The organism is Porphyrobacter sp. HT-58-2, from assembly GCF_002952215.1.
GTDB lineage: Bacteria > Pseudomonadota > Alphaproteobacteria > Sphingomonadales > Sphingomonadaceae > Erythrobacter.
The window spans coordinates 340967-353082 of record NZ_CP022600.1 but is presented as its reverse complement, the minus strand read 5'-3'; the positions used below and the strand labels follow the sequence as shown (position 1 = coordinate 353082).

The window sequence follows — 12116 nt, the reverse complement described above, 5'->3', positions numbered from 1 at the left end:
TTCCCGCGCTTTGGGGCGCCCCATTGCGCGACACCATTCAAGGCAGGCAGGCTGCAATGACCAAGCTTTATTCCGACGCCGCCAGCGCGCTCGAAGGCGTGCTGCGCAACGACATGCTGATCGCCGCCGGGGGCTTCGGCCTGTGCGGCCTGCCCGAGCGCCTGCTGGACGCGATTCGTGACAGCGGCGTGACGGGACTGACCTTCGCCAGCAACAATGCCGGGATCGACAACGAGGGCATCGGTAAACTGCTGCGCACGCGGCAGGTGAAGAAGATGATCAGCTCCTATGTCGGCGAGAACAAGGAGTTCGAACGGCAATACCTCGCTGGCGAGCTGGAGGTGGAGTTCTGTCCGCAGGGTACGCTGGCTGAACGCATGCGTGCAGGCGGCGCGGGGATTCCCGGTTTCTACACCCGCACTGGCGTCGGCACCGAAGTTGCCAAGGGCAAGGAGCACAAGGATTTCCCCGATCGTGACGGGGTGATGCAGACCTACATCCTCGAACGCGGCATCTTCGCCGACCTGTCGATCATCAAGGCGTGGAAAGCCGACGAGACCGGCAACCTTGTGTTCCGCAAGACCGCGCGCAATTTCAACCTGCCGGCCGCGACCTGCGGCAAGATCTGTGTCGCCGAGGTCGAGGAAGTGGTGCCGGCGGGCGCGCTCGATCCCGACCAGATTCATCTTGCAGGCGTGTTCGTGAACCGGATCGTCTGCGGCGCGCCTTATGACAAGAAGATCGAGTTCCGCACCGTCAGGGAGAGGGAGACTGCGTGATGGACAAGAGGCTTGCCTTGATGCCGCTGCTGGTGCTTGCGGCACCGTCGCTTTCGGGCTGTGTGGCCGCAGCCATTCCGGCATTGGCCGGTGCGGGGGTTGTGGGTAGCCAGCTGGATGGCAAGGATCCGGCTGCAAGACCGGCCCCTGCCAACACAGCCCCTGCGCCTGTTGCTGCTCCTGTGCCAGCACCCGTGCCGGCGCCCGCCGCCAAGGCACCGGTTCCGACTGTCACAGTGGCGACTGCCCCCCCAGTTGCCGCGCCGTCTGCTGCGCCGCCGCAGCCTGTTGCAAGCGCGGCCCCAAGGCCGGCACCGGCACCCGTTTCCGCTCCTCCACCTGCGCCGGTGGCGGCTCCGGTATCTGCTCCGGTTACTGGCCCCGTGACTCCATCCGCGCCCGCTGCCATGCCGGTTGCATCGGCACCCGCTGCGCCCCCTCGCCCGGCGGCTGCGGTGACGGCACCTGTGGCGGTTGCTGCACCGGTCACCGCCTATCCCGATCCCCGCACCCCGATCCCGGCTGATCAGGGCAGCTTTGCCCGATTCGTGCGCTATGGGCAGGCATCGGCGCGGGGAGCGCAGAGTGGGGCCGACCTGCTTTCGGCCGTGCTCAGCGATCCGGTCGCGCTGGATGGCAAGCGGCGGCGCTGCGTTGTCGGCGAGCAGATGGTTGCGCTGATCGATCTTGATCCGGCAGGCGGCACGTTCAGCCCTCCTGCGAATCCCGTCAGCCAACCTGGCCTCGCGCTCGGTCTGGCAGTGTTGCGTGAGGCAGGGGTGGAGATTGCCTGGTTCTCCGATCTTCCGGTCAATCAGTCCGGTGCGCTGCGCGCCGCGCTGGAGCGGGCGGGTCTCGACCCGCGCGGGCAGGACATCATATCGCTGAGCCGCGACGAGGGCGACACCAAGCAGCAGCGCAAGGACAACCTCGCCGGGATTACCTGCATCATTGCGATCGCCGGGGACGAGCGGTCCGATTTCGACATGCGCTTCAAGTATCTGCGGAGCCCTGAGGCCGGAGCCGGTCTCGAGCCTCTGATTGGTGATGGCTGGTTCCTGATCCAGCCGTTGCTGACCGAAAAAGGACAGTAATTGCGATGACGACGCTTCCCACCGGCTGGACCCGCGACCAGATGGCCGCTCGCGCCGCGCGCGAACTCAAGGACGGCTATTACGTCAACCTCGGCATCGGCATCCCGACACTGGTTGCGAACCACATCCCCGAAGGGATGATGGTGACGCTCCAGAGCGAGAACGGGATGCTCGGCATCGGGCCGTTTCCCTATGATGATGAGGTCGATCCCGATCTCATCAACGCCGGCAAGCAGACCATCTCCGAACTGCCGCACAGCGCCTATTTCGACAGCGCCACCAGCTTTGCGATGATCCGCGGCGGGCATATCGACCTGACTGTGCTGGGCGCGATGGAAGTGGCCGAGAACGGCGACATCGCCAACTGGATGATCCCGGGCAAGATGATCAAGGGCATGGGTGGGGCGATGGACCTTGTCGCAGGGGTCAAAAAGATCATCGTGGTGATGGACCACACCGCCAAGGACGGCTCGCCGAAGTTCATTCCGCAATGCACACTGCCGCTGACGGGGGCCGGGGTGGTCGACATGATCATCACCAACCTCGCGGTGTTCCAGCGTGCCGACCATGCCTCGCCCTTCCGGATGATCGAGACCGCGCCGGGCGTGACGGCAGCTGATATCGCTGCCTGCACCACGGCACATTACGTGGCCTGATGCTGCGTGCGCTCGCGCTCGGCGTTCTTGCGCTCGTGCTGGTAAGCGGCGGCATGTTCGCCTTCATCTCGCCCCCACGGCTGCTGTCGCATTATGACCGGCTGGCGGGCGGGCGCGCAGGTTCCTACCCCGTAGCGACTGGGGTGCCGTTCGGTAGCCATGGCCAGCGGCTCGATATCTGGGCGCCCAACGATCAGACCAAAGCGCCGCTCCCGGTGGTGATCTTCTGGTATGGCGGCGGCTGGGCCAAGGGCGACCGCGGCTCCTATGCCTTCGCCGGTCGGGCGCTGGCGCGCGAGGGCTTCATCGTGGTGATCCCCGATTATCGCAAGGTGCCCAAGGTGCTGTTCCCCGCCTTCCTAGATGACGGGGCCGAGGCCGTCGCCTGGGTGCAGGCGAACATCGCGCAGCATGGCGGCGATCCTGAGCGAGTGGCGGTGATGGGGCATTCGGCGGGTGCCTATCAGGCGGTGATGCTGGCGCTGGATGCCAAGCGGCTGGCAGCGGTTGGCGTTGCGCCCGACTTCATCAAGGCAGGCGTGGGCCTCTCTGGCCCCTATGACTTCCACCCCTTTACCTCAGACCGCGCGATTGCCGCCTTCAGCGAATGGCCCAACCCGGCCGAGACCCAGCCGATCACCTATGCGCGGATCGACGCCCCGCCCTTACTGCTGGTGACGTCGGACGGCGACGAGACGGTGCGCCCGAAGAACGCCAACAACCTCGGGGCGCGGCTGACGGCTCTCGGTGCGACGGCACAGGTGACAAATTACGGCCCGCTCGATCACGAGGAAATCGTCATGGCGCTCTCCGCCCCCTTCCGCGAGAAAGGCCCGGTGCTGGCCGATGCAGCCGCGTTCCTGAACACCCATCTGGGGGACTGAGGCGATGTGGCTGGCGGAACCCCGCAATGCCAATGCGCCGCTTGCGGGGCTGAAGGTGGTTGAGCTTGCGCGGGTGCTGGCGGGGCCATTCTGCGGGCAGATCCTCGCGGATCTCGGTGCGGACGTCATCAAGGTCGAAAGCCCGGAAGGCGACGGCACCCGCCTGTGGGGGCCGCCCTGGGTCGAGCGCACCGACGCGAACGGCAAAGTTCATCGCGAGGCGGCTTATTACCACGCCTGCAACCGCGGCAAGCGCTCGATCATCGCCGATTTTGCCGACGTGGACGATCTGGCGCGAGTGCGCGCGCTGTGCGCCGAGGCGGACGTGGTGATCGAGAACTTCAAGACCGGCAGCCTCGCCAAGTTCGGCCTGGATTACACCAGCCTTGCGGCAGCCAATCCGGGACTGGTCTATTGCTCGATCACCGGTTTCGGCCAGACCGGGCCGAGAGCGCATGAGGCAGGGTATGATTTCGTCGCGCAGGGGATGAGCGGGCTGATGTCGCTGACCGGCGAGCCGGAAGGGCACCCGGTCAAGATGGGCATTTCGATCAGCGACCTCGCCACCGGGGTATGGGCGGCGAATGGCGTGCAGGCGGCGCTGCTGATGCGGGCGCGGACAGGCAGGGGGCAGCAGGTCGACATGAGCCTGCTCGATTGCAGCGTCGGCCTGCTCGCCAATCAGGCGACCTACTTCTTCACCACCGGCCACAACCCGCCGCGGATGGGCAATGCCCACGCGCAGGTCGCGCCTTATGGTGTCTTCGCGGTAAGCGATGGCCACGTGATCCTGGCCCCTGCCAATGACGGGTTGTTTCACAAGCTGATGACGGTGCTCGGGCTTGAGGCGTTGACCACCGATCCGCGCTTCGTGACCAATGGCGACCGGACGGCCAACGCGGCGGCGCTCGATGCCGCAATTGCAGTGGCCTGCGCCGGGTGGAGCAAGCAGGGCCTGCTCGATGCCTGTCACGCCGCCGGGGTTCCCGCCGGGCCGATCAACCGGCTGGACGAGGTGTTTGCCGATCCGCAGGTGGTGGCGCGGGGCCTTAGGGTGGAGCTGGGCGGGATGGCCGGGGTACGCAGCCCCTTCACCTTCTCCGACGCCGAACTGGCGCTCGATCGACCCTCGCCGATCCACGGGAATGACACGCCCTAGGCTTTCCGCTTGCGCGCATCTCGAATTTCTGTATTTTCAGAAATTGCGAAAGGTAGTGGTGAGTCGTGACCAACCCGATGGACATTCCCGAGGCGCGGGCCTTCATCCTCCACTGGGGGGAGATGGGGACGGCATGGGGCGTCAACCGTTCTGTCGCGCAGATCCACGCGCTGCTCTATCTCAGCGACCGCCCGCTCCATGCCGAGGAAATCTGCGAGGTTCTGGGTCTGGCCCGCTCCAACGTGTCGACCGGGCTGAAGGAACTGCAGGGCTACAGCATCGTCCGCCGCGTCCATATCGAAGGCGACCGGCGCGATCACTTCGTTGCCGAAACCGACCTTTGGGAGGTGCTGATGCGTCTCGCCGAAGAGCGCAAGAAGCGCGAGCTTGATCCGACCATCCGCCTGCTCGGCGAACTCACCGACAGCGTGAAGGCGCGCGGCGAGGTGCCGGTGCATGTGCGCGAGCGGATCGGGCGGATGCACGAATTCATCGGCACGCTGACCGGTTGGTACGCCGACGTGCGCCACCTGCCCAAGCCGACCCTTGTGCGGCTGATGAAGCTGGGCCGTGGCATCGCCCGCTTCTTGCCTGGTGGCGGCGACAAGTCCTGATCTGAACCCCTGACGAAGGAGAACCCCCTCTTGGAGCACGCTTGCATGAATTGATTTCGGTAATTCCAGAAAGAACAGGAGTGAAAGATGTACGATATCTATGCCTATGTCGCCTACCTGATCGTCAGCATCGGCCTGACTGTGTGGGTCGCGCAGACCCTGTCGAAGAACGGTCTCGTCTTCCTTGTGGAATGCTTCGGGCACGACCGGACGCTGGCGGAATCGACCAATCACCTGCTGGTGGTGGGCTTCTATCTCGTGAATCTCGGCTGGATCCTGCTGACCCTGCGCTTTGGCCAATCGCCTGAAACGGCAGCGGACATGATCCGCTTCCTTTCGACCAAGCTCGGCATCGTCGTGGTGGCACTCGGGATCATGCACTTCTTCAACATGAACGCCATTGCCAAGTTCGGCCGCAAGGTCGGCACCTGGTTCCGCGAGGAGCAGTGGGCAGCCCAGGCAAGGCCCGAAGCGGGCGAGGCCTGATCCCCCCGGTGGAGCGGCTTTCGAGCCGCTCCCTCCCATCACAGGAGGCAATGATGAAAGACGCAATGATCGCTTTTGCGCGGGCCGTGGGCTGGGGAACGCTGGCGGGCGCGGCGCCTTATATGGCGCTGATCTTCGTGCCGATGGCCTTCAGCTACATGGCCGAAGCCAGCATCTTTGAAATCGTCGTGCTGTTTGCCTATCCCTTGTTCCTGTCCGGAGCGATGGTGCTGGGTTCGGCGCTGCTGTTCGGCCTGCCGCTGACGTTCTTCCTCAGCGAGCAAAGGCGAGAGCACGGCGGCACCTATGCGCTGACGGGATTGATCCTCGGCGCGCTGGTTCCACTCGTCATCAACGGAGCGCTGGGCGGCAGGATGGAGGCCGAGCTGCTGTTCTTCGCCATTCCCGGCGCTTTTGCCGGGCTGGTCACTGGCGTATCCTGGGGGCGCTGGCGCGAGGCGCGTAGCCGCTGATGCGGCCCTGCGCCCCGCTCAGTGTCAGGCGAAGGCAGCCTTCAGATCGTCCACCAGATCAAGCCGCTCCCACGGGAACAGATCGCCCTCTGCCTTGCGGCCGAAGTGGCCATAGGCGGCGGTCGGCTGATAGATCGGCTTGTTGAGGCCAAGGTGCGTGCGGATGCTGCGCGGGGTCAGCCCGCCCAGCTTGGCAATGCCTAGGATCGCTTGTTCGATCTTGTCGTCGCCCACGGTGCCGGTTTCGTGCGTGTCGACATAGAGGCTCAGCGGCTCTGACACGCCAATGGCGTAGGCGATCTGGATGGTGCAGCGCGTGGCAAGGCCGGCAGCGACCACGTTCTTGGCAAGATAGCGGGTGATGTAGGCCGCCGAACGGTCAACCTTGGTCGGGTCCTTGCCGGAGAATGCGCCGCCGCCATGCGGGGCCGCGCCGCCATAGGTGTCGACGATGATCTTGCGGCCCGTAAGACCTGCATCGCCGTCCGGCCCGCCGATTTCGAAGGCCCCGGTCGGGTTGATGTAATACTTGGTCTCGCGGAGCAGCACCGGCGGGATCACCTCGGACACGATGCGCTTCACATAGGCTTCCAGCTCGCGGTACTTGGCTGGATCGGCGTGCTCGCCGGTCAGGCAGTAACCCGGCTTGTGCTGGGTCGAGACAACCACCGCCGTCGCCGCGACCGGGAGAGACTCCTCGTAGCGCAGCGTCACCTGGCTCTTGGCGTCGGGTTCGAGAAAGGGTGCAACGCCCGAATGGCGATCGGCGGCCATACGCTCAAGGATTTTGTGGCTGTAATAGAGCGTCGCCGGCATCAGATCGGGGGTCTCGTCGGTCGCATAACCGAACATGATCCCCTGGTCGCCCGCGCCTTCGTCCTTGTTGTCGCCCGCATCCACGCCCTGCGCAATGTGGGCCGACTGGCCGTGCAGGTTGTTTTCGAAACGCAGGGTCTCCCAGTGGAAGCCATCCTGTTCATAGCCGATGCGCTTCACCGTCTGGCGCACGACCTGTTCGATTTCGTCCTTGGCGCCGGGCGCCCATTCGTCGTTCTCGTAGACGCCCTTGCAACGGATTTCGCCCGCCAGCACCACCAGCTGGGTGGTGGTCAGGGTCTCGCAGGCGATGCGCGCTTCGGGGTCCTTCGACAGGAACAGATCGACGATCGCATCGGAAATCTGGTCGGAGACCTTGTCGGGATGGCCTTCGGAGACGCTTTCGGAGGTGAACAGGTAATTGGTGCGCATGATGTCCCCCGGGGGCTGGAATGGGCGGGTCGGAGCAGGAATGCGGCACCTTATAGAGATATAAGGAAACCTTTATGTCCCGCTTTCTTGCCGACCGCCCTAGCCGCGCGCGCGGGCAAGCGCAAGCACTCTCGGCAGAGCCAGACCCAGCACCAGCATAATCGCCGCCCAGGCCAACGTCAGCGTGTGCCCCCAATGGCTGAACAGGGTCGGAGGGGCAGCTTTGGGGACAAAACCTTCAAGCTTGTCGGCCTTGCCCATGCCGATTGTCCCGCGCACCACGCCGCTTGCGTCGATCACCGCGCTGATCCCGGTAGTAGTGGAGCGCAGCACCGGCAGGCCTTCCTCGATGGCCCGCATCCGCGCCTGCGCGAGATGCTGCGGCGGCCCCCACCAGCCGAACCAGCCATCGTTCGAAGGGTTGAAGATGTAATCGGGGCGATTAGTCCGGTCAGCAACATGGCCCGAAAACACGATCTCGTAACAGATCTGAATCCCGGCCTTGCCTTGTTTGCCCAGTTCAAGCGTGCGCGGGCCGGGGCCGGGCAGGTAATCAATGCTCCCCGCCACCAGCCGCGAAAGGCCGAGCGGCTCCAGCAGCGGGCGCATCGGCAGGTATTCGCCATAAGGCACCAGATGCGCCTTGTCGTAACCGGCGATGATTGCGCCCGTGCCGTCAAGCGCGGCGACCGAATTGCGGGCGCTGACCGCTCCAGGGGAGCCATCGGCGCGCTTGCCGATGTTGAGGTTCACCACCCCGGTCAGCACGGTCGATTGCGGGCCGATCACCCGCCCGATCCGCTCGCGGGCGAACACCGGATCAGCCCCCGCGGTCATCTGAAGATAGTAGCGCCGCGGATAACCATCCTCGATGTAGTCGGGGATGGCGCTTTCGGGCCACAGAACAAGCCGCGACTGATCCCGTCCCGGCAAGGTCAGGTTGGCGATACGGATGAACTGCTCTTCGAACTTGGAGGGGTCGTTGATCTCGGATTGGGGAATGTGCGGCTGGACGAGGGTGTAGCGCAGCTTGCTGTCGATGATCGCAGGCCGGATCGGGGCGTGCATGGCAAAGGCGATCCCGGCTAGTGGCACGAGCACGCCGGCCCAACGCCGGATGAGGGCGTTGACGAGCAGGGCTGCGGCCAGCAGCAGGGTCAGACCCGAAAAGGCATAGGTTCCCATGAACGGCAGCACTATCGCTGCCCCCGGCGTGTCCCACCCGCCCAGCAGCATCAGCCCGAGCGGCGGCCAGGGATAGCCCGTGAACACCCAGCCCCTCAGCCATTCGGTGACGATCCATGCTCCCGCCAGCACGATGCCGAACGCCCATGGCGGTCGCTTCCTGGCCAGCAGGTGCGCCGCCAGTGCGGCAAGCGCGGGATACCACGCGAGGTAGATGCACAGGAGCGGTACCGCGACCCACCCGAGAAACTCGGGCATCTGCGCCTGATGGGTGAAGGCGGTGGCGATCCAGTTGTTGGCGAGCGTCAGATGCGCCCAGCCGAACCACCAGCCGCGCCACAGTGCCTGTTTCCAGTTATCGGCAGAGTGGATCAGCCACACGAACCCTGCCAGCGCGGCCATCCCAAGCGGCCAGAGATGGAGCGGAGGGTAGGCGCAGGCGGCCAGCGCGCCGAGCACAATCGCCGCAAGCGCCGGGCGACGCTGGGCCAGCGCAGGCAATGCCGCCAGCCGCTCCATCATGGCGATCAGTCGACGGTTTCGAGCGCGCCGCTGTCGCCGCCCGCGTCATCCCCGCGGATCGAGGGCGGAAGGATCGACGAATCGATGCCGGTCGGAGCACCATCATCGGCGCTCTTGCGCGGCTTGCGGCCACGTGCCGGTTTGTCGCCGCGCTTTTCGCCACGCTCCTGACGGTCGCCGCGATTCTCGTCACGCCCGCCCTCACGCCCGCCATCTCTGGGCTTGCGCTGCCGGCGGGTCCCGGACGAGCGCTGCTGCGTGTCGTCGCGGTCATCATCCGGCGTATCGGCGAGGAAGCTCTCGCCCTCCTGCCCCGGCTCGCCTTCCTCGACGTCGCCAGCGACGAAGGACTCGCTTTCGTCCTGCCGCTGGCGGATGGGGCGTTCGCTACGGCGGCCGCGGTCGAAATCGAGATCGTCGTCGCTGAAATCCTCGCTTTGCTCGCGCTCGTCGCTGCGACGCCCGCCGCGCTGTTCATCGGCCCGCGCCTTGTTGTCGGCGATCACGCGGAAGTAATGATCGGCAAACTGGAGATAATACTCCATCTGCACCCGGTCGCCGTTGTGCTGGGCATCCTGTGCGAGCTTCTTGTACTTGTCGAGCATCTGCGGGGCATTGCCGCGCGCCCGGCTGTCGATCCGATTCAATTGGGCGCCATTGCCACCCTGATTGCGGTTGCCGCGACCGCGACGCCGGTTGTTGCGATTGTTATTCAAGGAAGTTGTTCCTTATCAGCGGCCTCGCGCGATAAAATCACTGCACGCGTGGCCCACAGACCCCTTGCCCTTGCGCGATGCCGGGCTTTGCCCAAAACATGCCGCGCGCTCCGCGCTGCGGGCTGCCGGGGGCTTACCCTGACGGCCAGATCAGCTGAGTTTAGGAGCTTGGTCCAGCGACTTGCGCCCTTCGCAGGTCGTCTGGCCAGCCACCGACGTAGCGATGCTAAAGGCGTTTGCCAAGCCCCGCTGCGCTTTTTGGTTAGCGCAGGATCAGCGCGCGCGGGCGACCCGCGAGGTCGCGGCGCAGCTCTACGCCAAAGCCGGCCGCATCCGCGAGTGCGCTGACCGCATCGGCCTGATTCGCCCCGATTTCCAGCACCGCAAGCGCGGTGTCGTTCATCAGCGCGCGCAACTGGGGGATCAGGATGCGGTAATCGTCGAGCCCGTCGGGGCCTGCAAACAGCGCCGTCGCAGGCTCGAACGCGGCCACCTGCCGGTCGAGCACCGCATCGCTTTCGACATAGGGCGGGTTGCACAGGACGAGGTCGAAGGTGCCGAGATCGTCCGCCCAGCCGAGGGTGCGCCAGTCGCGCCGGTCGAAGGCTGTTCGATCAGCCAGCCCGAGCGTTTCGGCATTACCCTGCGCCACGGCCAGCGCCTGCGCCGAAGCGTCGATGCCCAAACCCGTCCAGCCTGACTGCTCGCCCAGCACTGCCAGCAGCAATGCCCCGCTGCCCGTGCCAAGATCAAGCGCACGACCTTGCGTGGCCATGCAATCCAGCGCCGCTTCGATCAGTGTTTCGCTGTCGCTGCGGGGAATCAGGGTGGCGGGGGTTACCCTCAGCGTCAGCCCGTAGAATTCCGCCTCACCCGTGATGTAGGCGACCGGTTCGTGGCTCGCGCGCCGCTCCACCAATGCGGCAAATGGCTCGGGCGCGGGCTCGCGCATATGGCGCAAAAGCAGCGTCGAGCGTGTGGTTCCAAACAGATGCGCCATCAGCAATTCTGCATCGAGCCGCGCGGTGTCGCTGACGGAGGCGAGACGCTCGGCGGCGGCGCGAATGGCTTCGCCTGCGGTCATCCTGTCCTCCGTTCGCCTCGAGCGTAGTCGAGAGGTCTTGGCGCAGGTGTCTCGACTACGCTCGACACGAACGGTGCTTGAGGATCGTTCCTCACTCGCTCAGCGCCGCCAGCCGCTTGCCCTCGTCCTCGGCGATCAGGGCGTCGATCAGTTCGCCAAGCCCCGGCCCGGCGAGCACTTCTTCCAGCTTGTGCAGCGTCAGCCCGATGCGGTGATCGGTCACCCGGCCTTGGGGGAAGTTGTAGGTGCGGATGCGCTCCGACCGGTCGCCGCTGCCGACCATCGCCTTGCGCGCCTCGGCCTCGGCGCCTTGCGTCGCCTCGCGCTGGGCGTCGTAGAGGCGCGTGCGCAGCACCTGCATCGCCTTTTCGCGGTTCTTGTGCTGGCTGCGCCCGTCCTGACATGTCACCACGGTGCCGGTGGGCAGGTGGGTGATCCGCACCGCCGAATCGGTGGTGTTGACGTGCTGCCCGCCTGCTCCGGACGCGCGGTAGACGTCGATCTTGAGGTCCTTATCCTCGATCTGCACATCGACCTCGTCCGGTTCAGCCAGCACCGCGACGGTCGCCGCCGAGGTGTGGATGCGCCCGCCGCTCTCGGTCACGGGCACGCGCTGGACGCGGTGGACGCCGCTTTCGAACTTCAGCTTGGCAAACACGCCGGTGCCGGTGACGTTGGCGATGACCTCCTTGTAGCCGCCGATGTCCGAGGCGTTGATGCTGACCGGCTCGACCTTCCAGCCCTGCTCGGCGGCGTATTTTTCATACATCCGGTAGAGGTCGGCGGCGAACAGCGCGGCTTCATCGCCCCCCGTGCCGGCGCGGATTTCGAGCATCGCGGGCTTGGAGTCGGCGGAGTCGCGGGGGAGAAGGGCGATGGCCAAGCGGCGTTCGAGATCGGGGAGGGTGGCCTTGAGGTGGGCGAGTTCCTCCTCGGCCATCGCCTTCATTTCCGGGTCGGCAAGCATCTCTTGCAGCCCCGCCATCTCCTCACGCGCGGCCTTCACCTCGGCGGCGATCTTCGCCACCGGTTCCAGTTCCGCGTAGTCGCGGGAAGCGCGGACAAAGGCCTCGCCCTCCAGCGTGCCCGACGCCATGCGCGCTTCCAGCTCCGCAAAGCGGTGCGCGATCTGTTCGAGGCGTTCGGGGGGGATTTGCATGGTGCTGGTTCTTACTCACCGTCCCGGACTTGATCCGGGACCCCGCTATCTACTCGA

General features: G+C 65.5%; 13 protein-coding genes. 8 read left to right on the top strand and 5 right to left on the bottom strand.

The genetic code is table 11. The features are described from left to right. Positions 1-56: 56 nt before the first annotated feature. The 8 genes from CHX26_RS01735 (at position 57) to CHX26_RS01700 (ending at position 6145) form a co-directional block, all read left to right on the top strand. Positions 57-779: a CoA transferase subunit A gene (locus tag CHX26_RS01735; protein ID WP_104940894.1), complete on the top strand. Its 723-nt coding sequence runs from the start codon at positions 57-59 to the stop codon at positions 777-779. A gap of 383 nt (positions 780-1162) precedes the next feature. Beyond that, a complete protein-coding gene (locus CHX26_RS01730) occupies positions 1163-1873 on the top strand; it encodes a hypothetical protein (protein WP_172449647.1) in 711 nt (236 codons plus the stop codon). Positions 1874-1878: 5 nt separating this feature from the next. Beyond that, positions 1879-2529, top strand: a complete 651-nt coding sequence (locus CHX26_RS01725) for a CoA transferase subunit B (protein ID WP_104940892.1) — start codon at positions 1879-1881, stop codon at positions 2527-2529. Beyond that, the gene (locus CHX26_RS01720) at positions 2529-3413 is read left to right on the top strand and encodes an alpha/beta hydrolase (protein WP_104940891.1); all 885 of its coding nucleotides are present in this window, start codon (positions 2529-2531) and stop codon (positions 3411-3413) included. Before CHX26_RS01725 ends, CHX26_RS01720 begins: the two co-directional genes overlap by 1 nt. A 4-nt stretch (positions 3414-3417) precedes the next feature. Next, the gene (locus CHX26_RS01715) at positions 3418-4572 is read left to right on the top strand and encodes a CaiB/BaiF CoA transferase family protein (protein WP_104940890.1); all 1155 of its coding nucleotides are present in this window, start codon (positions 3418-3420) and stop codon (positions 4570-4572) included. 65 nt (positions 4573-4637) lie between these two features. Beyond that, positions 4638-5186, top strand: coding sequence for a GbsR/MarR family transcriptional regulator (locus tag CHX26_RS01710; protein WP_233997238.1), 549 nt, complete (start codon positions 4638-4640; stop codon positions 5184-5186). Positions 5187-5273: 87 nt separating this feature from the next. Next, positions 5274-5672, top strand: a complete 399-nt coding sequence (locus CHX26_RS01705) for a hypothetical protein (protein WP_104940888.1) — start codon at positions 5274-5276, stop codon at positions 5670-5672. Positions 5673-5725: 53 nt separating this feature from the next. Then, the gene (locus CHX26_RS01700; RefSeq protein WP_146107621.1) at positions 5726-6145 is read left to right on the top strand and encodes a hypothetical protein; all 420 of its coding nucleotides are present in this window, start codon (positions 5726-5728) and stop codon (positions 6143-6145) included. 24 nt (positions 6146-6169) lie between these two features. Here the strand turns inward: CHX26_RS01700 and metK are convergent, their stop codons facing one another. The 5 genes from metK to prfA form a co-directional block, all read right to left on the bottom strand. Next, positions 6170-7393: a methionine adenosyltransferase gene (gene metK, locus CHX26_RS01695; protein ID WP_104940886.1), complete on the bottom strand. Its 1224-nt coding sequence runs from the start codon at positions 7391-7393 to the stop codon at positions 6170-6172. Between the two features lie 99 nt (positions 7394-7492). Next, positions 7493-9100: an apolipoprotein N-acyltransferase gene (gene lnt / locus CHX26_RS01690; protein WP_104940885.1), complete on the bottom strand. Its 1608-nt coding sequence runs from the start codon at positions 9098-9100 to the stop codon at positions 7493-7495. A gap of 5 nt (positions 9101-9105) precedes the next feature. Beyond that, positions 9106-9816, bottom strand: coding sequence for a DUF4167 domain-containing protein (locus CHX26_RS01685; protein ID WP_104940884.1), 711 nt, complete (start codon positions 9814-9816; stop codon positions 9106-9108). Between the two features lie 262 nt (positions 9817-10078). Then, positions 10079-10900 (bottom strand): peptide chain release factor N(5)-glutamine methyltransferase, encoded by an 822-nt coding sequence (prmC, locus tag CHX26_RS01680; RefSeq protein WP_104940883.1) that lies wholly within the window; start codon positions 10898-10900, stop codon positions 10079-10081. A 91-nt stretch (positions 10901-10991) separates the two neighbouring features. Beyond that, a complete protein-coding gene (gene prfA, locus CHX26_RS01675; protein WP_104940882.1) occupies positions 10992-12059 on the bottom strand; it encodes a peptide chain release factor 1 in 1068 nt (355 codons plus the stop codon). Positions 12060-12116: the final 57 nt, after the last annotated feature.

Coding starts and splice junctions, on each gene's coding strand:
- CHX26_RS01725 (WP_104940892.1), top strand. CDS start 1,879: ATGACGACGCTTCCCACCGGCTGGACCCGCGACCAGATGGCCGCTCGC.
- CHX26_RS01720 (WP_104940891.1), top strand. CDS start 2,529: ATGCTGCGTGCGCTCGCGCTCGGCGTTCTTGCGCTCGTGCTGGTAAGC.
- CHX26_RS01700 (WP_146107621.1), top strand. CDS start 5,726: ATGAAAGACGCAATGATCGCTTTTGCGCGGGCCGTGGGCTGGGGAACG.
- metK (WP_104940886.1), bottom strand. CDS start 7,393: ATGCGCACCAATTACCTGTTCACCTCCGAAAGCGTCTCCGAAGGCCAT.
- CHX26_RS01715 (WP_104940890.1), top strand. CDS start 3,418: ATGTGGCTGGCGGAACCCCGCAATGCCAATGCGCCGCTTGCGGGGCTG.
- lnt (WP_104940885.1), bottom strand. CDS start 9,100: ATGATGGAGCGGCTGGCGGCATTGCCTGCGCTGGCCCAGCGTCGCCCG.
- CHX26_RS01735 (WP_104940894.1), top strand. CDS start 57: ATGACCAAGCTTTATTCCGACGCCGCCAGCGCGCTCGAAGGCGTGCTG.
- CHX26_RS01705 (WP_104940888.1), top strand. CDS start 5,274: ATGTACGATATCTATGCCTATGTCGCCTACCTGATCGTCAGCATCGGC.
- prmC (WP_104940883.1), bottom strand. CDS start 10,900: ATGACCGCAGGCGAAGCCATTCGCGCCGCCGCCGAGCGTCTCGCCTCC.
- prfA (WP_104940882.1), bottom strand. CDS start 12,059: ATGCAAATCCCCCCCGAACGCCTCGAACAGATCGCGCACCGCTTTGCG.